This window comes from Actinoplanes italicus (assembly GCF_003001815.1).
In the GTDB taxonomy this organism is placed as follows: domain Bacteria; phylum Actinomycetota; class Actinomycetes; order Mycobacteriales; family Micromonosporaceae; genus Actinoplanes; species Actinoplanes italicus.
In genome coordinates this window covers 135,762-159,985 of the sequence record NZ_PVMZ01000019.1, presented here as the reverse complement: position 1 = coordinate 159,985, position 24,224 = coordinate 135,762, and the positions used below count along the sequence as shown (strand labels likewise).

24 protein-coding genes are annotated in these 24,224 nt (G+C 71.5%); 15 read left to right on the top strand and 9 right to left on the bottom strand.

Annotation, left to right across the window (positions count from 1 at the left end):
- Nucleotides 1-39 precede the first annotated feature (39 nt).
- The 3 genes from CLV67_RS53815 to CLV67_RS36775 all read right to left on the bottom strand — a co-directional run bounded on the left by CLV67_RS53815 (nucleotide 40) and on the right by CLV67_RS36775 (nucleotide 6,159).
- Nucleotides 40-1,218 (bottom strand): hypothetical protein, encoded by a 1,179-nt coding sequence (locus CLV67_RS53815; RefSeq protein ID WP_106326950.1) that lies wholly within the window; start codon nucleotides 1,216-1,218, stop codon nucleotides 40-42.
- 121 nt (nucleotides 1,219-1,339) lie between these two features.
- Nucleotides 1,340-3,595 (bottom strand): helix-turn-helix domain-containing protein, encoded by a 2,256-nt coding sequence (locus CLV67_RS36780; protein WP_106326948.1) that lies wholly within the window; start codon nucleotides 3,593-3,595, stop codon nucleotides 1,340-1,342.
- Between the two features lie 26 nt (nucleotides 3,596-3,621).
- Nucleotides 3,622-6,159 carry a tetratricopeptide repeat protein gene (locus CLV67_RS36775; RefSeq protein WP_106326946.1) on the bottom strand — a complete coding sequence of 846 codons (2,538 nt, stop codon included), beginning with the start codon at nucleotides 6,157-6,159 and terminating at the stop codon, nucleotides 3,622-3,624.
- Between the two features lie 21 nt (nucleotides 6,160-6,180).
- Here CLV67_RS36775 and CLV67_RS52235 point away from each other — a divergent pair, with 21 nt between their 5' ends.
- Entirely contained in the window at nucleotides 6,181-6,333 is a 153-nt protein-coding gene (locus CLV67_RS52235; protein ID WP_170154144.1) for a hypothetical protein, read from the top strand.
- 17 nt (nucleotides 6,334-6,350) lie between these two features.
- Here CLV67_RS52235 and CLV67_RS36770 read toward each other — a convergent pair whose 3' ends face one another.
- On the bottom strand, nucleotides 6,351-7,046 hold the full coding sequence (locus CLV67_RS36770; protein ID WP_106326944.1) for a hypothetical protein: 696 nt from the start codon (nucleotides 7,044-7,046) through the stop codon (nucleotides 6,351-6,353).
- Complete coding sequence (locus CLV67_RS36765) at nucleotides 7,043-7,537, bottom strand: GNAT family N-acetyltransferase (protein ID WP_106326942.1); 495 nt, start codon at nucleotides 7,535-7,537, stop codon at nucleotides 7,043-7,045. The genes CLV67_RS36770 and CLV67_RS36765 overlap by 4 nt, the downstream gene beginning before the upstream one ends.
- Nucleotides 7,538-7,595: 58 nt before the next feature.
- Here CLV67_RS36765 and CLV67_RS36760 point away from each other — a divergent pair, with 58 nt between their 5' ends.
- A complete protein-coding gene (locus tag CLV67_RS36760; RefSeq protein WP_106326940.1) occupies nucleotides 7,596-8,165 on the top strand; it encodes a TetR family transcriptional regulator in 570 nt (189 codons plus the stop codon).
- Here CLV67_RS36760 and CLV67_RS36755 read toward each other — a convergent pair.
- The gene (locus CLV67_RS36755) at nucleotides 8,137-8,694 is read right to left on the bottom strand and encodes a TetR/AcrR family transcriptional regulator (RefSeq protein WP_106326938.1); all 558 of its coding nucleotides are present in this window, start codon (nucleotides 8,692-8,694) and stop codon (nucleotides 8,137-8,139) included. The two genes, CLV67_RS36760 and CLV67_RS36755, sit on opposite strands and share 29 nt — an antisense overlap.
- 85 nt (nucleotides 8,695-8,779) lie before the next feature.
- On the opposite strand from CLV67_RS36755, the gene CLV67_RS36750 reads away from it, so the two are divergent.
- On the top strand, nucleotides 8,780-9,667 hold the full coding sequence (locus CLV67_RS36750) for an SDR family oxidoreductase (RefSeq protein ID WP_106326936.1): 888 nt from the start codon (nucleotides 8,780-8,782) through the stop codon (nucleotides 9,665-9,667).
- Here the strand turns inward: CLV67_RS36750 and map are convergent.
- Nucleotides 9,664-10,461, bottom strand: coding sequence for a type I methionyl aminopeptidase (gene map / locus CLV67_RS36745; protein ID WP_106326933.1), 798 nt, complete (start codon nucleotides 10,459-10,461; stop codon nucleotides 9,664-9,666). The two genes, CLV67_RS36750 and map, sit on opposite strands and share 4 nt — an antisense overlap.
- A gap of 89 nt (nucleotides 10,462-10,550) precedes the next feature.
- Between map and CLV67_RS36740 the strand changes: the two genes are divergently transcribed.
- The 3 genes from CLV67_RS36740 to CLV67_RS51310 all read left to right on the top strand — a co-directional run bounded on the left by CLV67_RS36740 (nucleotide 10,551) and on the right by CLV67_RS51310 (nucleotide 11,612).
- Nucleotides 10,551-10,820 (top strand): helix-turn-helix domain-containing protein, encoded by a 270-nt coding sequence (locus CLV67_RS36740; protein WP_106326930.1) that lies wholly within the window; start codon nucleotides 10,551-10,553, stop codon nucleotides 10,818-10,820.
- 270 nt (nucleotides 10,821-11,090) lie between these two features.
- Entirely contained in the window at nucleotides 11,091-11,420 is a 330-nt protein-coding gene (locus CLV67_RS36735) for a hypothetical protein (protein WP_146169435.1), read from the top strand.
- A 3-nt stretch (nucleotides 11,421-11,423) separates the two neighbouring features.
- Nucleotides 11,424-11,612, top strand: a complete 189-nt coding sequence (locus CLV67_RS51310) for a hypothetical protein (protein WP_146169434.1) — start codon at nucleotides 11,424-11,426, stop codon at nucleotides 11,610-11,612.
- Nucleotides 11,613-11,628: 16 nt separating this feature from the next.
- Here the strand turns inward: CLV67_RS51310 and CLV67_RS36730 are convergent, their stop codons facing one another.
- Entirely contained in the window at nucleotides 11,629-13,326 is a 1,698-nt protein-coding gene (locus CLV67_RS36730) for a polysaccharide deacetylase family protein (RefSeq protein ID WP_106326925.1), read from the bottom strand.
- 87 nt (nucleotides 13,327-13,413) lie between these two features.
- Here CLV67_RS36730 and CLV67_RS36725 point away from each other — a divergent pair, with 87 nt between their 5' ends.
- The gene (locus CLV67_RS36725) at nucleotides 13,414-14,091 is read left to right on the top strand and encodes a hypothetical protein (RefSeq protein ID WP_106326923.1); all 678 of its coding nucleotides are present in this window, start codon (nucleotides 13,414-13,416) and stop codon (nucleotides 14,089-14,091) included.
- On the opposite strand, the gene CLV67_RS36720 is transcribed toward CLV67_RS36725, so the two are convergent.
- Nucleotides 14,057-15,424: a hypothetical protein gene (locus CLV67_RS36720; RefSeq protein ID WP_146169433.1), complete on the bottom strand. Its 1,368-nt coding sequence runs from the start codon at nucleotides 15,422-15,424 to the stop codon at nucleotides 14,057-14,059. The two genes, CLV67_RS36725 and CLV67_RS36720, sit on opposite strands and share 35 nt — an antisense overlap.
- Nucleotides 15,425-15,623: 199 nt before the next feature.
- Here CLV67_RS36720 and CLV67_RS52870 point away from each other — a divergent pair, with 199 nt between their 5' ends.
- The 8 genes from CLV67_RS52870 (at nucleotide 15,624) to CLV67_RS36680 (ending at nucleotide 24,191) form a co-directional block, all read left to right on the top strand.
- Complete coding sequence (locus CLV67_RS52870; protein ID WP_203737472.1) at nucleotides 15,624-15,851, top strand: hypothetical protein; 228 nt, start codon at nucleotides 15,624-15,626, stop codon at nucleotides 15,849-15,851.
- A 10-nt stretch (nucleotides 15,852-15,861) separates the two neighbouring features.
- Nucleotides 15,862-16,839: a DUF1152 domain-containing protein gene (locus CLV67_RS36710; protein ID WP_239166669.1), complete on the top strand. Its 978-nt coding sequence runs from the start codon at nucleotides 15,862-15,864 to the stop codon at nucleotides 16,837-16,839.
- Between the two features lie 37 nt (nucleotides 16,840-16,876).
- Nucleotides 16,877-18,064 carry an ROK family transcriptional regulator gene (locus CLV67_RS36705; protein ID WP_106326917.1) on the top strand — a complete coding sequence of 396 codons (1,188 nt, stop codon included), beginning with the start codon at nucleotides 16,877-16,879 and terminating at the stop codon, nucleotides 18,062-18,064.
- Between the two features lie 36 nt (nucleotides 18,065-18,100).
- Nucleotides 18,101-18,928: a LacI family DNA-binding transcriptional regulator gene (locus tag CLV67_RS36700; protein ID WP_106326915.1), complete on the top strand. Its 828-nt coding sequence runs from the start codon at nucleotides 18,101-18,103 to the stop codon at nucleotides 18,926-18,928.
- A gap of 248 nt (nucleotides 18,929-19,176) precedes the next feature.
- Nucleotides 19,177-20,697, top strand: coding sequence for a GGDEF domain-containing protein (locus CLV67_RS36695; protein ID WP_106326913.1), 1,521 nt, complete (start codon nucleotides 19,177-19,179; stop codon nucleotides 20,695-20,697).
- Nucleotides 20,698-21,404: 707 nt separating this feature from the next.
- Complete coding sequence (locus CLV67_RS36690; RefSeq protein WP_106326911.1) at nucleotides 21,405-22,403, top strand: glycoside hydrolase family 26 protein; 999 nt, start codon at nucleotides 21,405-21,407, stop codon at nucleotides 22,401-22,403.
- Nucleotides 22,404-22,471: 68 nt separating this feature from the next.
- Nucleotides 22,472-23,395 (top strand): CE1 family esterase, encoded by a 924-nt coding sequence (locus CLV67_RS36685; protein WP_106326909.1) that lies wholly within the window; start codon nucleotides 22,472-22,474, stop codon nucleotides 23,393-23,395.
- Between the two features lie 463 nt (nucleotides 23,396-23,858).
- On the top strand, nucleotides 23,859-24,191 hold the full coding sequence (locus CLV67_RS36680; protein WP_146169432.1) for a hypothetical protein: 333 nt from the start codon (nucleotides 23,859-23,861) through the stop codon (nucleotides 24,189-24,191).
- Nucleotides 24,192-24,224: the final 33 nt, after the last annotated feature.

Genomic DNA, 24,224 nt, shown 5'->3' with positions numbered 1-24,224 from the left:
TCAGCGGGCCGGTCGGCCCGCTGACGTGGTGTGCCGGGATCAGGCGTTGATGACCGAGTCGTCGACGTCCTCGACGGTGTCGTCGTCGGAGCTGACCGTCGTGGTGTCGATGTCGGTGACGCTGGTGTCGTTGTCGTTGACCGTCGTGTCGTTGTCGTTGACCGTCGTGTCGTTGTCGTTGACCGTCGTGTCGATGTCGGTGACGGTCGTGTCGTTGTCCTCGTTGTTGCCGCTCGCGTCCCCGACGCCGGCGATTGCCGACCCGTCGTCGGCACTGTTGTTGGAGACATTGGAGGCGTTGCCGCCGCCGAAGGTCACCGCGGAGTCCTCGATCTCGGCGTCCGGCAGGTTGTTGACGTCGCCGTCGCCGAAGTTGAACACCGACTCGTCGGCGCCACCGTCGACCTGCGCGGTCTGGTTGCCGTCGCCGACGACCGCGTCGTCGAGCTCGTCGGCCACGATCCCGGTGTTGACGCCGGTGTTGACCGCGCCGGAGATGTCGTCACCGGCCTGGACCGCGCCGTCCCCCGTGTTCGCCTGGCCGAAGTTGTTCCCGTCGACGAGCAGGCCGCCGTCGCCGCTGACCGAGTTGACGTCGCCGTCGATGACCGACGAGCCGTCGCCGGTGGCCGCGTTCACGTCCCCGTCGCCGGAGTTCGCGACCGCACCGTCCCCGGTCGCGGCGTTCACGTCGTCGCCGCCGGCCACGGCGCCCTCGGCGGTCGCCGCGTTGACGTCGTCGCCCCCGGCCACCGCGCCGTCGCCGGACGCGCTCACGTTGCTGGCGTCGATGTCGCCGAAGACGTTGCCGTCCACGTCCAGGTCGAAGCTGTTGTCGGCGATGCTGGTGACGTTGAGGTCCAGGTTCTGGGTGATCGTCTCGTCGCCCTCGTACGTGGCGTAGGTGACGTAGTTGAGGTGCTGCACCACGTGCTCGACCGACTGGGTGCCGGCGGCCTGCGCGGGCGGGGCCCCGCCGCCACCCGGGCCGCTGCCGGTGTAGCTGTTCAGGGCCGAGCGCGCCTCGGCCGGCACTCCCGGCTCGGTGGCGGCGTCGCCGACCACGGCGGGAACGTTCACGCCGGACAGGTCGACATCGGTGAGGCCCTCGGTGGTGAGGATGCCGTTGGGGTCCTCGGAGTAGCGGGCCGCGAACTCGCGGTCGGACAGCAGGTTGACGACGAACTCTTTGAGAGCGGCGGTGGCGTCGGTGGTCATTTCGGTCTCTCCTCGCTTGGTGGACTGGCACCAGCGTGCGACCCCCGGACCGGTCCGGGCATCGGGGTGTCCCCCGTGGTATAGGGGGTGCGCTAGGGGATCCCTAGGTACTTGTCCTAGATCAGTCGCCGAGCATTTCGCGCAGCATCGCCAGCAGCTCGGCGCGGGTGTTCGCGCCGAGCTTGCCGCGGATCCGGGCGACATGGTGCTCGACCGTCTTCGGTGCGATGTAGAGCTGCGCGCCGATCTCCCGATGGGTGCTGCCGGCGAGCACCAGCCGGGCCACCGTCACCTCGCGTTCGGACAGTCCTCCGGCCGCCTGTCGCGGGGTGTCGGTGTCCGGTTCTGACAGCTCACGGGCACGTTCGAGCAGGCGACGGGCGGCGGTCGCGTCCGAGGTGCGGATCGCCGCCTGCCCGGCCAGCCGCGAGCCCTCCCACGGCAGCTGCGCCGCAAGCAGGTCCTCGGTCGCGGCGAGCACCGCCTCGGTGTCGACCTGCCCGGCCAGCACCGCCGCCCAGCGCCCGGCCGCGACACACTGCGCGAACGGCCGTGGCTCGGCGCTGTCCACGCCGGCCAGCCGCCCGGCCACCTCGGCCGCGGCGGCCGGGTCGTCGGTGGCGATCGCGGTCTGCAGCCGCAGCCAGTCCAGCGCCACCACCCAGCTGACCGGCCCGCCCAGCCCGGTGACGATGTCGTCGAGCAGGCCGACGATGGGTTCGACGCGGGCGAGCCGCCGCAACCGGGCCGCGGCGACCGCCAGTTCCTCGACCACCTCGAGCTGCCACAGGTCGACGACCCGGCGGGCGAGCAGCGGCTCCACGCCGGTCCAGGCGTCCCGCAGCCCGGCGATGTCACCGCGCCGGCGGGCGATACCGGCGGCCAGCGCGGCCCGCACCAGGCGGTCCCGGCCGGACGTCTCCACACCGTCGGGACGGCGCAGCTCCCGCAGGGCGGTCTCGTAGCGTCCCGCCCGCATCCGCGCCCAGGCCAGCAGCAGCCGGTGCCGCTCGTCGGCGACCGGCCCGCCGATCCGCGCGGCCCGGGCACGGGTCAGCTGATGTTCGGCGGAGGCCACATCTCCGGCGGCGACCGCCACGACGGCGGCCAGCGCGTGCGGGGTGTCCGGCAGCACGACCTGCGGTGTGCCCCGCTCGGCGGCCTCCGCGGCCTCGATGAGCAGCGGCAGGGCGACCGCGGGTTCCCCGGCGGCGAGCACGCCTTCGGCGAGACGCAGGAACGCGGCCGGTGCGACGGTTGCGGCCGCCTCGCGGGCCTCGGCGATCTGTCCGATTCCGACCAGCGAGGGTACGGCCAGAGCCGGCCCCGGAGCGGGCGCCGCGTTCAGCAGCGACGCCGCACGGGCGGCCCGTCCCTGGTGCGCGGCGACCGCGCCCGCGAGCAGCGCCGGCCGGCCGCCGCCCTCGGGAACCTCGGTCGTGAGCCCGAGCAGCGCACTCGCCTCGGCCCGGCCGGGCGCCAGATCGACGGGCTCGGCGCCGGCGTCCGCCGCGTCGTCGAACCAGCCGAGCGCGGCGGCCGGGTCGGAGAACCGCAACCGCTCGCCCGCCTGCCGATAGACGCCGGCGGCGATCGCGCTGCTCGATCGCGCCGCTCTCAACTGCCCGGCCGCGGTGATCGGGTCGGCGCCCGCCTCGATCAGCGCTCCCGCGACCGCGTCGTGCAGCCGCCGCCGCTCGGCGCCGGGCAGCTCGGCGAGCACCGCCTCGGCCATCGCGGGGATCATGCGCTCGAAAAGGATCAGACCTTCGTCGCGCAGTGTTCGCAGTGCCCCGGTCAGGGTGGTCACATCGATGCCGCAGGCCGCCGCGACGATCCGGTCGGCGAGGTCGAGTCGCAGCGCCAGCACCCGGGCCGCGGTGACGACGACGCTGTCCAGGACGGCGAATCGCCGCTGCACCCGGGCCAGCAGCGGGGGCGGTGTCGATCCGGCGGGTGCCGCGGCCAGGGCGGCGGCGATGGCCGGCAGCCCGGCCGAGGCCTCGTGGACGGCGGCCGCGACGTCCGGCGACACCGGGCGGCCGGTGACCGTGGCGACCAGGTTCGCGATCCGGTCGCGGTCCAGCGGGCCGAGCACTTCCACACCGTCGGCGGAGGCGGCCTCGTCGAGTTCAGCCAGCTCGGGCCGGTCGACCGTGGGCCGCCGCGACAACAGCACGGGCACTCCGGCCCGGCAGGCGGCGGTCAGTTCCCGCAGCGCCGCCGCGTCCAGGCGGTGGGCGTCGTCCACGACGACGAGCCGGTTCCCGGCCTCGGCGAGCGCGGCGGGCCACCAGAGCGGTCCGGTCACGGTGGCGGCGAGCGTGCGCAATCGATGCGTACGCCCGGAGCCGTCCACCCCCACCACGACCGTCACCCGAGCCGCCCCATATCGACGGGACTCTACTCCCTGGAACGGTGCTCGCGGATCGCCGCGACGAGCTCGCCCTGACCGGCGGTCCACGGGTCGTCAGGTCCCAGCACACGGAGCATCGCCTGCCAGAGTCCTTCCGGGACGGACAGCATCAGGTCCTCCGGGTCGCGGATCAGTGCACGCAGGAACGCGGCCTGAGCCGTCATCGGATGCGCCGGGCCGACCACCCGGATCAGGTCGTCGAGCACCTCCTCGGGCTCGCCGCGGCCCGCGTCAACGAGGTTCAGCCGGGTCCGTAGCGTCTCCGGATGGTCCGGGCCGAGGATCCGCAGCTGATCGTCGAGCAGGGCGGCGAACCGTCCGGCCGGGTCGGTCTCCCGGCCGGACCGCGTGGTCGCGTGGATCAGTTCGCTGCGGGTGGAGAGGGTCTGCGGATGGTCCGGTCCCAGCACCCGGATCCGGTCGGCGAGCAGGGCCTCGAACTCCGCGGCGGCCTGCTCCGGGTTCTCCGCGGCGCTGCGCCACCGGGCCAGCTCGTGGCGGCTGCTGAGGGTGTCCGGGTGATCGTCTCCGAGGACCTCGCGGGTCTTCGCGAGGACGTTCTCGAACTCGTCGGCGGCGGCTGCCGGATCGTTCTCGCCACGGCAGGTGGCCAGGTTGTGCCAGGCGGTGAGGGTGTCCGGGTGCGCCGGCCCGAGGATCGCGGTCCGCGTCCGCAGGATCGACTCCAGCTCGGCCGCGGCGCTGTCGAAGTCGCCGTCGCGCATGTGCTGGCGGGCCAGGGTGTGCCGGGCGGTGAGCGTGTCCGGGTGGTCGTCACCGAAGACACGGCGCCGCGCGTCGACCAGCTCACGGGCGGTGGTGGTGCTGGCGTGGTCGCCGGTCTCGCCCTGCCAGATCGTCCGGTTGCCGAGGGCGGCCAGGGTGTACGGATGGTCGGCGCCGAGCCGCTCGGCACTGAGCGCGTGCAGTTCCCGGAAGTGCTCGGCAGCCGCCGCGACCTGCCCGGCCTCCCCCAGGCTGCGCCCGGCCACGGTCAGGACGGCGTGGTACTCGTCGCCGGTCCACAGGCTGCCGCCGGTGTGGCGGTCCAGTGCGGCGGCCGACGCCCGGAAGCTCTGCGCCCGAGCCCCTTCGTCGTACGGCCACGCCGCCAGCAGCGCGTCGCCGGCCGCCCACGCCACCGCGTCGAGCCGGTCGGGGTCCGTCCGGTCGCGGACCGCGCGTTGCACCAGGTCGTGCACCCGTACCAGCCCGTCCTCGAAGGTGACGAGGCTGAACAGGTGCAACCGGCGAAGCCCGTCGCGGATCTCGTCGGCGCCGCGCTCACGCCACTGCGGTGCGCCGCTCTCGGTCGGGCCGGTGTAGCTGAACCAGGTGCGGGCCGGTTCCGCCGTGAACACGTCCGCCGGGATGCCGCCGGAGTCGAGCACGCCGGCCATCTCCAGCAACGGCCGCGCCAATCCGGCCGGCGACGACCGGTCGGCCGCCTCGATCGATAGTGACCAGGTCACCGGAACGGTCCACCGGTAGTCACCGGGCACCCGGTCCTCGGCCGGGAACAGGTCGTCCATCCGGCGGCGCCGGTCGGCGAACCGGCGCCGGTACTCGGTGCAGCTGATGTCGAGATCGGTCATGTAGGCGGCCGCCTGCGCCATCGCCACCGGCAACCGTCCCAGGTCGGCGCTGACCCCGGCCACGTCGTCGGCGAGCCGCCCGGGCAGGGCCGCCCGCAGGTATCCGCCGGCCTCCGCCTCGGTGAACACGCCGATCTCCACCGGTTCGCCGTGCTCGACGGCCGCGGTGTCACGCAGTCTTGTGGTGATCAGGATCTGCCCCGCGGCCGTACCGGCGGGCGGTTGCAGTCCGCGCAGGTCACGCGGGTCGGCCAGGTCGTCGAGCACGATCAGCCACGGCCGGGATGCGGTGGCCAGCCAGCTCAGGAAACGCTGCGCGGCCCGTTCGGGGTCGGCCGGGGTGGCACGGGAGAGTTGCTCACCCGCATCGGCCCAGCGCGAGACGATCGCGTCACGTGATGACGCGTCGGCCCAGATCACCAGGTCACCGGCGGCGAGCCGGGCGCGCGCGTGAGCGGCGGCCAGCTGGGTCTTGCCGACACCGCCCAGCCCGGACAGCACCCGGACACCGGCCTCCGCGACGGGACGGGACTGGAAGTGGGTGGCCGCCGGTGGGATCAGCCCGATCAGCCGTACCGCTGATGTCGATGTTCGCCGTCCGGCCTCGTAGAGGCTCCGCCACTGAGCCGGGTCACGCTGCTCGGCGGTCAGTGGCCGGCCGCTGCGGCGGGCGTGCCGGACACAGGCGTCGACGAGCGCCGCGACCGTCGGCCAGCTCGCGCCCGGCTTGGTGAGGGCCTCGTCGAGGGTGGACCGGCCGACGTGGTGACCGCCGAGATCGGCGTCCTTCTTCAACTGGGAGCGACTCGGTTCACCGGCGGCGAGATGCAGCCGTCTCAGCTGGTCGAGCAGGGTCGTGGTCAACGGCTCACCGTCCGGCGTCCGGATCCGGACGGCACCGGACGGCCTGCCGCCCAGCCTTGAGGGCATCGAACCACCGAAAGGATCGTCATGATGCTCTCCGACCTCCTCTCCACCGTCTGGACCTGGCTGCCCGAGGCGACCGTCCTGCTGCGGTTCGTCACCGCGTCGATCGGGTTCGGCGTCGCTGTCGCGGCGATGGTCCGCAGGCTCCGCCGGCGCCGCACCCGGCAGCGACTGTAGACGGTGGACGATCGGGCTCACCCGTCCGTGTCGGGCCGCGGGCGGAGGCTGTCGGCGTGGTCCATCGCGGCCCGCAGTTGCTCGTCGTCGAGGCGACGGGCCGCCCAGGCCAGCTCGACCAGGTCACGGGGCCACGGACGGGAGCCGGTCCACGGCAGCTCGGCGACCTCACGGTCGATCAGGACGGCCAATTCAAGAACGGGGATTCCGACGGTACGGGCGAACGCGTTGACATAGTCGTCGGACAGCGGCACACGCTCGGCGAGGGCCATCCGGTAGGTCGCGGTCGACATGTACGGCCCGGCACCGAGCTCGGTCAGCAGGGAGTTCCGTACACGCAGATTGCGGTTGGCCAGCAGGCGCCGCAGGATCGTGCCGGCCGTCAGCTCCTGACCGTCGGAGGGGAACGGCGTGGTCCGCCTCACCGGACGAGCCGGGAGCCCGTCGACGAAGTCACGCAGCCGGGCCCGCCCCTCGGCGTCGAGTTCGTGAGCGCGCCAGGCGACCAGGGACTCGACATCCCAGGGCCCGGTCAGCTCGGCGGGCGCCAGGTCGTCGGGCAGCGTCCGGCCGGCGAAGACGAACAGGTCGGCGGTGTGCAGCCCGAGCACCGGGGCGAGCCGGCGCAGCGTGTCGTCGCCCGGTTCCGCGAGGGTCACGGCGGCTCCGCGGCGCTCCAGCAGCCGGGCGACGCGGATGCCGAACGGTGTCACAGCTTCTCCAGGGTCCAGGTCTGCCCGGCGACCTCGTGGCCGAAGCCCGGGTGTGGCTCCTCGCCGGCCAGGACGAACCCGGCCGCCTCGTAGATCTTGCGGGCCGAGCTCAGCCCCGCGACGGTCCACAGTGTCACCCGTTCGTAGCCGCTCGCGCGAGCGAAGCCGAGGCACTGCCCGACCAGGCGGCGACCCGCGCCGAGCCCCCGGGCCGCCTCGGTGACGATGAGGACCCGCAGTCTCGCGGTGCCGGGCTCCTTGTCGGCCACCAGCATGACGCAACCGACGCGTTCGCCGTCGGCCTCGGCGATCCAGGCGGCCTCGCGGGCCGGGTCGTGACCGGTGGCGTAGTCGGCGACGATCCGGGCGACCAGCTTCTCGAACCCGGTGTTCCAGCCGAACTCGCGGTGGTAGACCTCCCCGTGGACCATCACGATCCAGCCCAGGTCGCCCGCCCGGTCCGCGGGCCTGATCTCCAGATTCGTCGACATGAGCGCCGCCTTCCCCACCTACTGAAACGACTGTTTCAGTAGCGGGTAGGCTACCCCCGTGTCCGAGAGACCGACAACCACGTCCCCCCGGCGGGCCGAGCTGCTGGAGGCGGCGTACGCGTATGCGCTGGCACATGGCCTGGCCGACCTGTCGCTGCGACCGCTCGCCGCCGCCGTCGGCTCCAGCCCGCGCGTGCTGATCTTCCTGTTCGGCAGCAAGGACGGCCTGGTCCGGGCGTTGCTGGAGCGTGCACGCGGCGACGAGCTGACCCTGCTGGACCGCGCCGGGCAGCTCAGCGGGAGCGAACCGATCGGGCTCGCGCCGGCGGTCGAGCGGGTGTGGGCGTGGCTCGCCGCCGAGGAGCACCGGCCGCTGCTGCGGCTGTGGGTGGAGGCGTACGCGCGCTCGCTCGTCGAACCGGACGGCGCCTGGGCCGGCTTCGCCCGCGCCACGGTCGACGACTGGCTGACGGTCCTGGCCGCCTGCCAGCCCGACGACGAGCGGGACAGCCCCGAGGGCCTGATCCGCCGCACCCTGGCACTCACGGTGTTGCGCGGAGCCCTGCTGGATCTGCTGGCGACCGGTGACACCGACCGGGTCAGCGCAGCAGTGCGCGCAGCCTGCTGAACACGGAGTATTGGATGTCGGCGAAGGTGCGCTTCTCCCCGTCGGCGACCCACACCGCGAACGCGGTCCGGAAGACGGTCACGGCGGATTCGGCGGCCAGTGCCGCACTGGCCGCGTCGACACCGCGGCTGGTCAGCGCCCGGGTCAGGGCGAACGCCAGCGACGAGAGCTTGAGCAGCTCGCGCTCCTGCAGCGCGATGTTCGCGATGATCACCGCCTGACGGGCCCGCGACCAGGGGCGGCGCTCCTCCGGGAAAAGGGTGGCCGCGCCGTCCAGAACGCCGCTGATCAGGGCCATCGGGTCGTCACCGGACTCCGGCAGGCCGCCCAGGAAGGCCCGCTCGAACTCGTCCTGGTCGACGAAGAGCACCTCACGCTTGTCGGCGAAGTGGCGGAAGAACGTCCGTTCGGTCAGACCGGCGGCCGCCGCGATCTCCGCGACGGTCGTTCCGTCGTACCCCTGCGTGGTGAAAAGGCCGAGTGCCGCCTCCCGTAGGCGTTCGGAAGCGCCGCCCTGCCATCTCCCCATGATCCTCATCATAGTGATGTCAGGGACTGACATCGCGAGGTAGTGTCATGTCAGTCCCTGACATCACCTTGCAGGAGGTCGCGCCATGCGCGTGTTCGTAACCGGAGCCAGCGGCTGGATCGGCTCGCACACCGTCGACGAGCTGCTCACCACGGGCCACGAGGTTCTCGGCCTCGCCCGCACCGACGCCGCCGCGGCGGCACTGCGGGACAAGGGGGCCGGCGTGCTGCGCGGCGACCTCGACGACCTGGACGCCCTGCGGCGCGGCGCCACCGACGCCGACGCGGTCGTCCACCTGGCCAACAAGCACGACTGGGCGAACCCGGCCGAGTCCAACCGGGCCGAGCGGAGCGCCGTGCAGACCCTCGCCGAGGCTCTGACCGGCTCCGGCCGCCCGCTCGTGTTCGCGTCCGGTCTCGCCGCCCTGGCGCTGGGCCGGCCGTCCACCGAGAACGATCCGTCACCCTTCAGCGGTCCGGAGGCACCGCGCGGCGGCGCCGAGAACCTTGCCTTCGAGTACGCCGAACGAGGCGTCCGTGCCATCGCGGCGCGCTTCGCCCCCACCGTGCACGGCACCGGCGACCACGGTTTCGTCGCCATCCTGACCGCGGCCGCCCGCCGCAACGGCGTGGCCGGCTACATCGGCGACGGCTCGTCCACCTGGTCGGCGGTGCACGTCCGCGACGCGGCCCGCCTGGTCCGGCTCGGCCTCGAGCAGGCACCGGCCGGCACCCGGCTGCACGCGGTCGCCGAGGAGGCGGTGCCCACCCGGGACATCGCCGAGGCCATCGGCCGGCGCCTGAACCTGCCGGCCAAGCCGGTCGAGCCGGACGAGCTCGGCTTCCTGGGCCGCTTCTTCGGCACGGACATGGCGGCGTCCAGCGAGATCACCCGGACCGCGTTCGACTGGCACCCGACCGGCCCGGCCCTGCTGGAGGACATCGCGGCCGGGGCGTACGACCACGCTGTTTAAGCGGCGGCCGCCGGCTCGGTGGTCTGGCCGGGGCGGCGGGTCAGCACCCGCGGCCCGCCGGCCGTGATGGCGACCGTGTGCTCGGAGTGGGCGGTGCGTGAGCCGTCGGCGGAGCGGATCGTCCAGCCGTCGTCATCGAACCTGATCTTGTCGGTCGAGCGGCAGAACCACGGTTCGATGGCGACGGTCAGGCCCGGGTCGAGCCGCATACCGCGACGCGGCCGGCCGCTGTTGGCGACATGCGGGTCCTCGTGCATGGTCCGGCCGATGCCGTGGCCGCCGAACTCGCCGTTCACGCCGTAGCCGTAGGTGCGGGCCACCTCGCCGATCGCCGCGGAGATGTCGCCGAGCCGGCCGCCGGGCTGGGCGGCGACGATGGCGGCCTCGAGCGCGACCTCGGTGGCCTCGATCAGCTTCAGATCCTCGGGGTCGGGCGTGCCGACGACGAAGGAGAGCGCGGAGTCGGCGACCCAGCCGTCGATGCCGACCGCCATGTCGATGCTGAGCAGGTCACCGTCGCGCAGCACATAGTCGTGCGGGAGCCCGTGCAGCACCGCGTCGTTGACCGACAGGCACAGCACGTTGCGGAACGGGCCGCGCCCGAACGAGGGAGCGTAGTCCCAGTAGCACGACTCGGCGCCGCGCTCCTTGATCCGGCCGCGGGCGTGGTGCTCGATCTCCATCAGGTTGACGCCGACGGCGGCGAAACCCTTCAGCTCGGCGAGCAGTTCGCCGACGAACTGGCCGGTCACCGCCATCCGGCCGATCTCCTCGGCGGACTTGAGCTCGATCACGACGCCTCCCCTTTCCCGTGCGGTACTTTAATACCGGTATTTTTATACCACGTCAGGCCCGGGCCGATCCGGAGGGATATCCTGCTCGCATGGTTCGCCAACCGCTCACCGCCGAACAGATCGCAGCGGGCCAGCGCCTCGGAGCCGCCCTGCGGTCCGCACGCGCCGGCCGCAGCCTCGTCGAGGTGGCCCTGGCGGCAGGCATCTCCCCCGAGACCTTGCGCAAGATAGAGACGGGTCGGCTCCCGGCGCCGGCGTTCGGCATCGTCGTCTGCCTGAGCCAGGCCCTCGACGTCCCGCTGAGCGACCTGGCCGACGTCTGGCTCGCCGCCGACACCCCGATCCGCCAGGCCTCCTGACCCGGCGAACACGCCGCCATCGTCCGGACCGTCAGCCAGTCCGGCGCAGGAGCCGGCTTTCGCGCGTCACCCGTTCGGATGACTGGAGACAGCCGGCCCGATGTCGTCGGCAAGCTCAGCGCGCCCGGCTCATAGCATGATCACCCGCTTCGCAGGTGTCCGATTACCGTCGCGGCGCGTTCCGTTGATTACGGTTCAATTGATCTCACGCGAAGGCCTCGGCGCCGTTCCCGTGGATCGACGCCGACCCAGGCAACCTGGGAGGTGCAGATGATCGAGGGCTTTCTCTTCGGCGTCGTGTTCTCCTGCGTCATGGTGCTGCCGTTGTACGCGATCACTCGCTTCGCGTTCCGGCGCAGCGTCCTCCTGCGGCGAATCCCCGTGGTCCGCCGGCTCCCGTTCCCCATCGCGGCACTGTTTCCCGCGCTGTTCCAGATCGGGGTCAGGTCCGGTCCGTCAGGTAATCAGGAGGCCGCCTGGCGGACCGCCGACCTGGCGGCCCTGGCCGGCAGCCTCACCGCCGCAGCGGCACTGATCCTGGTCTGGTGGCTGCTGGCGGTCAGCCGGAAGCCCTTCGGCAACCACACCGACGAGAGGTGAACGATGCGCCGAGTCTTCGATATAACCGCGGTGATCCTGCTGGTCACCCTCTCGACCATCTTCATGGTCATCGCCCTGCTCTTTCCCGCCCGGGGCGTCCGCCTGGCCGCCAAGCACATCGCCCAGGCGCTCGGCAACGCGGCGACCAGGATCAGCACGCCTCAGGTTCCCCCGCACCACCATCCGCGGTGAAGGCCGTAGCGCGGGGTCACCAGTGCAGCGGCAGGGCCTCGATGGCGGTGGTCAGTTCGGCGGCGAGCAGGGTGTGGTCGTCGAGGGACGGGTGCCAGTCGCAGCCGAGCTGGTCGAGCTGACTGCTGTAGTGCAGGGACCGGACCCGGGTGTCACCGGCAGCGTTACGCCCGGCGACGACCTGCTCGATCGAGTCGGCCATGGCCGTGGTGTTCCACAGGGTCGGGTAGGTCAGGATCAGGTGCGCTGCCGGGCCGTACCGCTCCCGCAGCTTGCCGACGAAGCCCTCATAGGCGGACCGGTAGTCGGCGGCCAGTTCGTCGATGGTCGCCCACTTCTCGCCGGCGTGTAGGTCGGTGGAGAAGTCGTTGATGCCGAGGCCGATCACGATGACCTGCGGCTTCCACGAGGCCGGGCGCGGCAGGGCGGTGGTGTCGACGGCCTGTAGCGTGCGGTCGTACCAGGTGCGGTAGTCGGTTCCGGCGTCGCCGCCGTTGTAGTTGCGCACCATGCCCCGGCCCGACCAGGCGTTGAGCTGGTAGTCGGCGCCGAGCCCGCGGGCGGTCAGCGCGCCGAAGGTCCGGTCGGCGTTGCTGTTGCGGTCGACACCGCCGATCGCACTGCAGTCCCGGCTCGTCGACATGTTGCCGTAGCCGGCGGTCCACGAGTCGCCGATGAACTCGATCTGCCGGGTCCGGGCGGCCGGTTTTCCGAGGATCAGGCCGCCGTCACCGGCGACGAAACCACCGAACTGCCCGGCGGCCCAAGGGCTTTCGGTACGTTTGGCGACGCGCACGGTGTGCTCACCACGGCCGAGCCCGGTGATCCAATGGGTGGTCCGCCCCGGTGTCACGAGGTTGACGGGCTCCCGGTCGTCGACCCGGATCTCGTAGTCGTTGACCGCGTCGTCGAGGACGATCCCGACACTGCCGCCCCGGAACCGGCCCTCGAAGTAGACGCCCGGCCAGGTGTAGCGCACGGCGCCGGCCCGGTCGTCGACCCGTCCGGCGGTGTGCGCCCGCTCCAGCGGCCGGGTCTCCGGCGCGCCCGGCGCCACTGCCCGGCCGGTCACCGGGGAGATCTTGCCGGTGCAGAGCCCGCGTTCCCGGAGTTCGGCGACGACCTGCGGGATGGCCTGGACGGTTGCTGGCGGCCAGTCGTGCATGAGGATGACGTCACCGGCCTTCATGCCGCGGGCGGACGCGACGATCTCCTCGACGGTCGCGTTGTTCCAGTCCTTCGAGTCGGCGTCGGTGTTGATCTCGGTGAGCCGGTAGCGCCGCTCGACGGCCCGCAGCGCGTCGTTCGTGTCGAGGTAGGGCGGCCGGAACAGCGCCGGGGCGACACCGGTGGCCCGGCGGATGACGTCCTGGGTGCGGGCGATCTGGTCGGCCTGCTGCTCGGCGGTCAGCTGGGTCATGAACGGGTGGTCCCAGCTGTGGTTGCCGATCCACATCCCGGCTCTGACCTGCGCTCGGGCCAGCGCGGGGTTGGCCTCGACGTTCTGACCGGTGTTGAACATGGTGGCCCGGGCGCGGGCGGCGCGCAGCGCGTCCAGCAGCGCGGTGGTGTTCCCCGGTGTCGGCCCGTCGTCGAAGGTCAATGCCACGTATCCGGCACAGTCCCGGCCACCGGCCCGCGCCGCCGTGGGCGCGGCGGTGAGTCCCGCGAGGACGGCGAGGGCCACGAACCCGTGCAGATACGTTCGCTTCATACCGTTCCTCCGAACCGGGAGCGCTCCCAAAACGTCGCCCGAGCATAACGCTGCATCGCCGATTATCAATGCCCGTACGATCCTCCGGTGGAACGATCACGGCCCGAGGGCTCCCTGTTCGTCATCGGCCTGTTCCTCGACCGGCACACCGACGCACAGTCCCTCGACCTCGTCGGCGCGGCGCTGCTCGCCCGGGGCGCCCGGTTCACCGGCGAGGCATGGCTAGGTACCACCGATCCCGGCCCGTTCGACTACGTCACCGATCTCGCGCTGGTGTCCGTCGACGACTGGCCGGCGCCACGGGAGGACCTGCGCCCGTACCGGACATGGCTGATCATCGACGGGCTGGGACCCGCCGTGCTGAGCTTCGGCAAGGGCGACAAGCTGGGCGGACGCCCGGTAGAGATCCTTCTCGAGACCGACCTGTGCGACGTCCCCGGTGAATATCTGGACGACGACGAGCGTGCCGAAGCGGCGCAGCGGCGGCGGTCGGTGGTCACGCTCTGCCGGGAGCTGTGCGAGGAACTCGATCCGGCGTACGGCACGATCCACGTGGAGGAACCGACTCCGACGCCGACCAGGATGCGGGCCGGCGAATTCTTCTGGCCACTACCCGACGATCTGTTCGTGTCCGCCCGGCTCGGGCTCCCGGAAGCCGGGATGCACGAGAGCGCCGGCGCCAGGGACCCGGCTGCGCTGAAGGAGCTGTGGCAGCGGATCGGTACGGCCGTCAGCGCGCTGGGCTGGGCGGATCGGAGCGGGTGACGGCGCCGACCAGGCCCTTGCCGCCGGACGACTCGACCAGGTCGAGCGTGTTCGGATCGATGCTCCAGGCGTCCGCGACCCGCATGACGTCTCGCTCACTGACACCGGACCAGTCGTCGGAGACCGCAGCGGGCACGTCCAGCTCGGCCTCGACCGGTGTGAGCGGGCCCTCCTGCTCGAACGTGCCGCTGCACCCGTCGTAGAACATCCGGCGGACGAGACGACCCCCGATCGCGTACGCCCACTGGTGCGTGTCCGACACCCGGTAGCTGCCGAAGTACTGGACCTCGGTGCCGAGCCGGCCACTCAGCCACGCCACCGACCTGCCGCCGAGGTCGAGCAACTGCCCCACGACGAAAACCCAGCCGCCTGTCGGCGGAGAGACGAAGACCTTGCGGTCGTACGCCGACTCGACGCCCTCGTCCCAGTCGGACTCCACCCGGTCGTCCAGCCCGACGGCATCCGCGACCTCCTCGGTCGTACCACCGCGGACGGCCAGCCAGGAGCACTTGAACCCGAAACGCGCGCCGGTGGGCGTACCCGGGGGAAGGTGTTCGTTCGGTAGTTCCGGAATCATCCGTGCCACCTCGGCGCACACCGCGGCGAGGCCGTCGATGCGACCTGTCGTCTCCTGCCTGCCCGCGTAGCGGTTACGGCGGCAGCCGGCGCCCTTGATCTCGACCGTGCCGTCGGACAGCTCGTCGAGTGTCACCTCGGCGTTGCCGTGCAGCCAGTGCGGGTCGACCCCCGCCGCGACCAGCGATTGCCGGTACTCGGGCGCGCCGGTCCGTTCCGCGTCGGCATCCGCGAAGGCCTCCCGCACCACCGGCAGCAGGGATCGCTCGTCGGGATCGGCGACACGGGCCGGGCCGACGGTGTAGGCGCCGATGTTCGGCATCACGACCAGCCGGCCGGTCGCCGTCGTGAAGATCATGACCCGGCGGACCATCGGCCACCGTGGAGCGAGCGACTCCACGTAGCCGAGCAACGTGGCGCCCAGCGCGGCCGGACCGTCGGCGGCCGGCACCCGGCGGATCTCGGCGTCCGGGTCATGGCTGTCGGCCACGACATTCCAGACACCGTCAGAGAGGTAGGCACGGACCCGCTTCTCCGGCCCGTACCGCAGCATCGTGACGCCGACGACGTCCTCGCAGAACACCTGCCACGGCGACCGCTCACGCGGGGAGGTGCCCACCGAAGGACGGGCGTGCAGCGCGAGCATCACCGCACCGAGCCGTTCACCGGAGACGCCGTCCTCGACGGCGACACCGGTGCTGGCCCAGCCGCGTGTGGCGTACATCCGGCCCTGAAAGACATGGATCTCGATACCCACGGGCGCCAGTATGGTGCACCGATGGCCGACTTCGCCGTCCCACCGTCGTTCGCAGCGAGCCCCCGCTGGTGGAGGCACGACACCGGCTGGCTGGACGGATTGCCCGCCCTAGTCCGGTCACAGTGCGCACGCTGGGACCTGACCGTCGACGGCGAACCGGCGCACGGCTCCAACGCCGTCGTCGTCGCGGCGGCTCGCGGTGCCGACCCCGGTGGACGTGCCGAGCACCGCCACGGTCGTCGCCGAGCGGATGACCGCGCTGGAGACGGCATCCGGCCACGCGGTCGACCCGGTGTTCGTCCGCGACCACGGTCGGGACTGGGTGCTGTTCCGGACCGTCGACTACTGGCTGTGGGGGCTCGGCGCCGGACTGACCGAGGATCCGGTCCGCTGCCACCGGCTGGCCGGGATCTTCGCCGATGGCTGATCATGGTGCAGTGACCGATTCTGATGCGCCGTCGTTCTCGCTGGCCACTCCCCCGCTGTTCGCCGCGCTGGCGCCGGCCCGGCGGGTGCTGATCGCCGGTGCGGGCGGCGGCTTCGACGTCTACGCCGGTCTGCCGCTCGCTTTGGCGCTGTGGCAGGAAGGCGTGGACGTACACCTGGCGAATCTGTCGTTCTCCGAACTCGAACTCGTCGACCGGTCGTCGTGGGTGGACCGGCACGTCGTCGAGGTGACCCCCGCGACCGCCACGCCGGACTGGTACTTCCCGGAGGGGACGCTGGCGAAGTGGCTGGCCGCGCACGATCTTCCCTCGACGGTGTACGCGTTCCCGCCGCTCGGAGTGCAGACGCTGCGCGAGGCCTACCGCCACCTGATCGAGCGCCTCGGCATCGACGCGATCGTGCTGGTCGACGGCGGCACCGACATCCTGATGCGCGGCGACGAGAACGGGATCGGCACACCGGTCGAGGACCTGACCAGCGTCGGCGCGGTCGCCGGGATCGACCTGCCGATCAAGCTGGTGACATGTCTCGGGTTCGGCATCGACGCGTACCACGGCGTCAACCACGTGCAGGTGCTGGAGAACCTCGCCGCGCTCGACCGGGAGGGCGGCTACCTGGGCGCCCTGTCGATTCCCCGTGACAGCCGGGAGGCGCGGCTCTACCGGGACGCGGTCGCCGACGCGCAGGCCGCCACACCGCAGCGGCCCAGCATCGTCAACGGCCAGATCGCCGCCGCGATCGCCGGGGAGTTCGGTGACGTCCAGTTCACCCGGCGCACCAGCGGCAGCGCCCTGTTCGTCAACCCGCTGATGGCCGTCTACTTCACGGTCGACCTGGACCGGCTCGCCGCCCGCTGCCTCTACCTGGACCGGATCGAGCAGACCGTCGGCCGCAGCCAGGTGATCACCCGCATCGAGAAGTTCCGCGACGAGGTCGAGACCCGGGTCCCGCGCGTCTACCCGCACTGAAGGACGGGCTGAGCGCGGGGACGATACGGTTTCGCCCATGGCACGTCGAGAAACCCCCGCTGCCGGGCCCGGCAGCCGCGCCCTGGTCGTGGATGTGATCCGTTCGGCCAGGTCGATCAGCCGGGTGGAGCTGGCCGAGGTGACCGGTCTGACCCAGCCGTCGATCTCCAACATCGTGCGGGTTCTCATCGACGACGGCGTGATCCACGAGACCGGTTCCGCGGACTCGACACGTGGCAAGCCCCGCATCCTGCTGTCGATCAACCCGTACAGCCGCTTCGGTATGGGTTTTCATCTCGGTGCCGAGACGCTGACGTGCGTGGCCGTCGACCTGACCGGTGGTGTGGTGGGCCGAGAGGTGGTGCCGCTGGCCACCGGGGAGAACGGTGGTGACCTGGCCGGACGGCTCGTGGCCCGGTTCGCGGACTTCACCGACGGGCTCGACCTGCCGGTCAACCGGATCGAGGGCCTGGCCATCGTGGCGCCGACCGCCCGGCCCGGATTCGAGTCGGCGGGGCCCGACCTGGCGGCGGTCCGGGCCGAGCTCGCCGACCGGCTGCGGATGCCGGTGCTGGTGGAGAACGACGCGGCGGCCGCTGCCCTCGGCGAGTTCTGGAGCCGCCGGGTGTCGCGGGAGCAGGCGTTCGGCAGCGTCTACCTGTCCACCGGGATCGGCGCGGGCCTGGTGTTCAGCGGCGCGCTGTTCCGGGGCGCGAGCTTCGACGCCGGCGAGCTGGGCCACCTGTCCATCCGCTATGACGGCCGGCCCTGCCCGTGCGGCAATCAGGGCTGCGTGGAGCGGTACGCCTCGATGGCGGCCGTGGTCGAGGACGCCCGCCAGGATCCGGAACTGGCCGGGCGACTGACGCTGGACGGGAGCGTGTCGTCGGCGTACGACGTCATCGCCCGTGCCGCCGTCAGCGGTGACCCGCAGGCGTTCGCCCTGATCGACCGGGCGGCCACGCATCTGGCCGTCGCCGTGGCGTCGATGGTCAACCTGCTCGACCTGGGCCGGCTCGTCCTGACCGGCCCGGCCGTCGCGAGCGCCGGCTCGATCTACGCCCGCCGGCTGCGCTCCCACCTCGCGCGGACCGCGCACGCCCGCAACCGCCACCCGATCGCCGTCGAGCTGTCCGCCCAGCCTCGAGACGCCGCGAGCATCGGCGCGGCGGCCCTCATGGTGCAGGCGGCCATCGCGCCGGGGCACACCACGAGCGCCCACTAGTCTTTACGGACGGTGACATTGAGTACGGAGGAATCGGTGGCAGAGGCGCAGCGGCGGGTCGGCCTGGTTCTGGCGCGGGCCTCACGGGTGCTCGGCGAGGAGCCGTTCTATCACGAATTCATCGAGGGGCTGGAGCGCGTGCTCACCCCGACCGGCGTGTCGGTGCTGGTCAAGGTGGTCACCGACCGGGAGGCCGAGAACGAGTCGTACGAGCGGTGGGCCGAGCACAAGCGCGTGAGCGGTGTCATCCTGGTCGACCTGTCGCCCGACGACGACCGGGTGGAGCTGGTTAAGCGGCTGGAACTGCCGGCCGTGGTGCTCGGCGCCCCGTCGACCGCTTTCGGGCTGCCGACGGTGTGGACCGACGACACCGACTACGCGCGGGAGGCGATCCGGTTCCTCGCCGACCGCGGTCACCGGGTGGTCGGGCAGCTCAGCGGCCCGCTGTCGTTCGTGCACACCCGGCTGCGCCGCGACGGCGCTCAGGCGGAGGCGGAGACACTCGGGGTCTCGCTGATTCAGGCCGAGGGCGATTATTCGTACGAGTCGGGCCGCGCCGCGACCGTCGAACTGCTCGCCGGCAAACCGACCGCGATCGTCTGCGACAACGACGTGATGGCCCTGGCCGTTCTCGACACGCTGCGCGAGCACGACCTGGCCGTGCCGGGTGACGTCTCGGTGGTGGCGTGGGACGACTCCGGCCTGTGCCAGCTCGCCGTGCCGGCCCTGTCGGCGATCAGCCACGACGTGGTCCGGATCGGTGAGATCGCGGCGAAAGCCATGCTCGACGCGATGGCCGGCGAGCCGCCCGCGGTCTACCAGGCGCCCCCTGCGCACATCGTCGCCCGCGACAGCACCACCTGATCCCACCTGACCCTCCCGCCACCCGAAGCCACCTGGCCCTGCCGCCACCCGAAGCCACCTGGCCCTGCCTCCACCCGAAGCTGCCTGGCCCTGCCTCCACCTGAACCCAGCTCGAGCCTGACGCCAGCTGAATCCAGCTCGGCAGTCCCGCTTCCTGCTCCCCGCTCGGCCATCTCGCCACCCGAGTTCAGCTCCGCGGGCCGGTTGCCTCATCTCAGCTCGGCGGGTCCGCTGCCGATCAGGGGCCCGTGCAGGGAACCCTCACGCGCGCCGGCTTCGCCGTGCCGCCCGCCGTCTCGGGCGTGCTGGCGCTGCTCAGCGTTCTCTGGTTCGCGGCCAACGCCCCCGCGCCCTGGGGCCCGGGCTGGATCGGCTGGGTGTTCGCGCCGCTGGTCATCGTCATCAACCAGGCCCAGCTGGCCCGGCTGCGGCGTGATCCTGGCGTCTCGCCGGAGGGCCGCCGGTTCTGGCTGCACCTGGCGATCGCCCAGGTCGTGATCGTGCTGGCCACAATGGTCACGGCCTGGGACACACTGTCGCGTGCCCAGACGGTCACGCTGGCCGGACCGGCCAACACCCTGTTCGGCATCGCCATCGTCACCGTGCTGTGGGCGTTGATCCGGCTGCCTGCACGCGACTCGATCCGGGGCACCGCGATCGTCCGGTTCGGGCTGGACGCCGCCGTCGTGATCTTGTCGGTCGGGCTGTTCGGCTGGTTCCTGTACTTCCGCAACTACGACCAGCTGGTCTCAGCGGTCGGCGCGCCCGGACCGGTGCTCGGGCTGATGCTGTTCGCGTGCGCCGCGGCGCTGGCGTTCAGCAAGCTTGCCATCGCCGGCGCCCGCGGTGTCGACCGGCGGACCATGTACTTCCTCGGCGTCTGCGTCGTGGTGTCGTCGCTGGTCGGCGGGCTGTTGCCGCGCTTCGCCACGCGGCCCGACCTGAACGCGATCGGTGTCAGTGTGCCGCTCACGTTCTTCCTCTTCAGCCTTGCCATCGAACGTGAGCGTTCACTCATCGGGCGGCCCCTCACGGAACGCGGGCCACGCCGGCCGTTCAGCCTGGCGCCATACCTGGCGGTCGCCGCGACCGACGGGCTGCTGCTGCACACCCGCGGTAGCTCGGCGACGGTGGTCGTGGTCGCCGTGTCCCTGACCGCGATCGTGGTGGGCCGGCAGATCCTGGCGTTCTACGACAACGCCCGGCTGTTGCGCGAGCTCGACGCCAGCCTCGAGGAGGTCCGGCAGGCGCAGGCGCAGCTCGCCCACCAGGCTGACCACGACTCCCTCACCGGACTGGCGAACCGGCGATTCTTCGAACGGCGCCTTTCCGCCTCATTGGTCGCGGGGCAACCGTTCGCCGTCGTGCTGATCGACCTCGACGACTTCAAGGGCGTCAACGACACGCTCGGCCATCACGTCGGTGACGCCCTGCTGATCGCGGTCGGTGACCGGATGCTGTCCAGCGTGGGCGACGACGATATGGTGGCCCGGCTGGGCGGGGACGAGTTCGCGCTGATCCTGGGCCCGGACTCGGCCGTCGATCCGGCGGCGGTGCTCGACCGACTGGCCACGGCCCTGGCAGTGCCGGTCACGGTCGGTTCTCATGAGCTCCCGGTACGGTGCAGCGTCGGCTGGGCCGCTCACCAGCCGGACACCGACGCGGTCGAGCTGCTGCGCCGCGCCGACGTGGCGATGTACGCCGCGAAGGGCGCCGGCAAGGGCCGCACCGCCGCCTACGACGCGACCATGGACCTGGCCTTGCGCTGACCACACCCACCCCACACTGCTCCGCCGCCCCGCCCTGCTCCGCCCCGCCCTGCTCCGCCGCCCCGCCCTGCTCCGCGCACCCGTCGCCGCGATCTTGCGAGGTTCCGGCCGCCATCACGGCACAACCCCACAAGATCGGCCATGAAACGGCCACACCACACGGCGACCACCAGGACACGGGGCGCCGTCGGTCCAGCGACCAAACCAGCGAACCCGCGTCCACCGACGCGACGCGACGCACCATTCGCCGCGACCTTGTGAGATTGCGGCCGCTAACACGGCATAACGTCACAAGATCTGCGAGGAACAGGCGACGCCGCGCGATGGCGCGACCAAACGGCGGCACCAGACCAACGGGGGCGCAGGCAGAACAGGCGCGGGCGACACGACAGCGCGGCGCGAGTGGCTACGCGCGCGGCGCGGAACCGCGAACGGCGCGGAACCGCGAACGGCGCGGCGCGGCGCAGAACGGCTACGCGCGGTGCGGAACCGCGAACGGCGCGGCGCAAAACGGCTACGCGCGCGGCGCGGCGTGGCGTGGCTGTGGGCGCGGGTGGAGTGATGACTACGCGGTGGAGGTGGGGCGCCGTGGTGGACGTACCCGCGCAGGGTTTTTCTTAGATTATTAATCTAATGTTGACACGGCAGCAATGACTGACGCATGCTGGGCCGCATCGAAGAACCCCGTAGGTCCCCAACGGAGGTAAATGGTGCGAATCCCCCGTCCCGCCATCGCCCTGGTCAGCACGTTGGTGCTGCTCGGCGGCGGCATCGTCTACACGGCCTCGACCGCCAACGCGTTCACGGCCACGTCCAAGGCGACCGTCATCAACTACCTGCGGTCGATCACCGGTACGTCGATCGTTTCCGGACAGCACAACAAGGAGCCGGCGACCGCGCCCGGCGCGTACACCCAGCAGGTCAACGCGGTGACCGGCCAGTGGCCGGGACTCTGGGGCGGCGAGATGATGTTCCGCTCCAGCGACCAGGCCAACCGGCAGCGCGTCGTCGACCAGGCCAAACAGGAGTGGGCCAACGGCTCGCTGGTGGCTCTCACCTGGCACGCCTGCTCCCCCACGGTCGGCGCAACCTGCGAGTTCGAGGGCGGCGTCAAGACCCGGATCACCGACGCGCAGTTCCAGCAGGTCGTCACCGGCGGCACCGCGCTGAACACCACGTGGCGCAGCCGGATGGCCGCGGTCGTGCCCTACCTGCGGCAGTTGCGTGACGCCGGGATCCCGGTGTTGTGGCGGCCGTTCCACGAGATGAACGAGACGTGGAACTGGTGGGGCGGGCGGCCCGGAGCCAACGGCGGCGCCAAGATCTACCAGCAGATGAAGGACTACTTCGACAGCCAGGGACTGACCAACCTGATCTGGGTCTGGAACGTCCAGGACAACCCGACCGCGAACTGGTCGCAGTACTACCCGGGCTCGAACTACGTCGACGTGGTGTCGCTGGACGTCTGGTACAAGAACCACCCGTCGTCCGGTGACTACTCGCAGATGCAGTCGATCGCGGCCGGCAAGCCGATCGCGATCGCCGAGATGGGCAAGGTGCCGAACGCGTCGCTGCTCACCTCGCAGCCGCGCTGGGCGTACTTCATGGTCTGGTCCGAGCAGTTGCGCGGTAGCAACAGCAACGCCGAGATCCAGGCGGCGTACTTCCATCCCCGTGTCCTGAATCAGGGCGAAGTCCGGTTCTGATCACGCCGACGCCCGTCCGGGTCACCTTCCCGGGCGGGCATCCCACCTTCCGGGGAGGAAATTTCCGTATGAAACGGCTCATGGTCTGCGCGATCACCGCGCTGTCGGCGGTGGCCCCGGCGACACCCGCGTCGGCCACCGGATGCACACGACTCCCCGGCCGGCACACGCTCCCGGTCGTCTTCCAGGGCCAGCAGTATCCGGTGGACGTCTACATTCCCGCCGGCGTCCGCCCCGGCGCCCGCCTGCCGGCCGTCGTCAACCTGCACGGCACCCAGAGCACCGGCGCCAACCAGCTCGAATACAGCAACATGAAGCAGGCGCGCCATTTCGTCCTCGCCCCGACCGGCGTGATTCCCGCCGGCGCCGGCTACGGCTGGAACGTCCCCGGCGCCGGCACCCCGCCCGCCGGCGCCCGCGACGACGTCGCCTTCCTCGACCGGGTCATCTCCACGGCCGTCACGGCCCTGTGCGCCGACCCGGCCCGCGTCTACGGCACCGGCTACTCCGGCGGCGGCCGCATGATCTCGGCCTATGCCTGCGCCCGACCGGAAATGATCGCAGCCATTGCCCCCGTTGCCGGTCTTCGAGCAGGACGGCCGGACCCCGGCGACAATGCAAAACCAGACCCCTCATCGTGTACGCCCGGACGACCCGTTCCCGTGCTGACCTTCCACGGTGATCAGGACTGGACGAATCCGTTCGCCGGTGGCGGGTCGGTGTACTGGGGATACTCGGTGCCGGCAGCCCTGACCCGCTGGGCGGAGATCAACCGTTGCGCACCCCGGCCGCGAACCACCGAAGTCACCGACCAGATCTCGAAGATCACCTACGGATCGTGCCGCCGGGGCGCGGAGGTGACCCTGTACCGGATCGCGAACGGCGGCCACACCTGGCCCGGCACCCCCGTCGACAACGGCAACGGCACGGTCACCCACGAGATCGACGCCAACCAGCTGATGTCGCGCTTCTTCCAGCGCCACCGCCGGTGAGTTGACCGCGGTTGATTTGATCATCGCGGAACGGGCGTGCCGTCCTCGGCACGCCCACATGCGAATCGGGGACGACCATCTTCTTCGTCGAAGGGGAGCGCAGGAGTCTGCCGAAACCGCGATCCGCGCTGGCTGGTTTCCGCGCGCTGGTGTTCGGCGGCGCTCTTCTCCTGGTACTGACCGTGGCGCTGCAGCCGGCCCTCGACACGACCGGCTGCTCGAACTACGGCGGCAACGGCAACGGCACGGCTTTCTCCGACGGAATTTGGGACCTGATCTACCCGGGCCTGCTGTTCAGCTGGATGCTGGCGGTCCTCGTCGAACAGTTCGTCCCGGTCACCTGGAAACGGCCGCAAGGCGATCGCGATCCTGGCCCGGGCTCTCCTCGCCCTCGCGGCGGTCGTTGTCGTCTCGTGCGGTGCCGCGTTCCAGCTGCTCCTGCTCTGCCGTTAGGGTCCGCGGGATGAACGAGTTGATGCCGCTGACCGACGTGTGGTGGGACTGGGAGGCGGACCGCTGGGACGCGTCGGGACTCTGGCTCATCGCCGACAACGACCTGACGTACCACCATGCCGTCGAGGTGACGTTCAGCGAGGTGGCGTGGGTCGCCGTCGCCGACCGGTTCCACCACCCGATCTTCCGCCCGCCGATGGCGGACGAGGAGCAGTTCGCCCGGCAGGCCGGCGGCCAGGGACTTCGGATCTTCACCTGGGACGCCGAGACCTCGACCGGAGCCGTGCCGATGATGGTCGTCGCCCGCTCCGTTCAGGTCGTCGAGGGCAGCTTCCCACGTTGAACGCAACCGCACCGGACGGTTCAGGCAGGATGT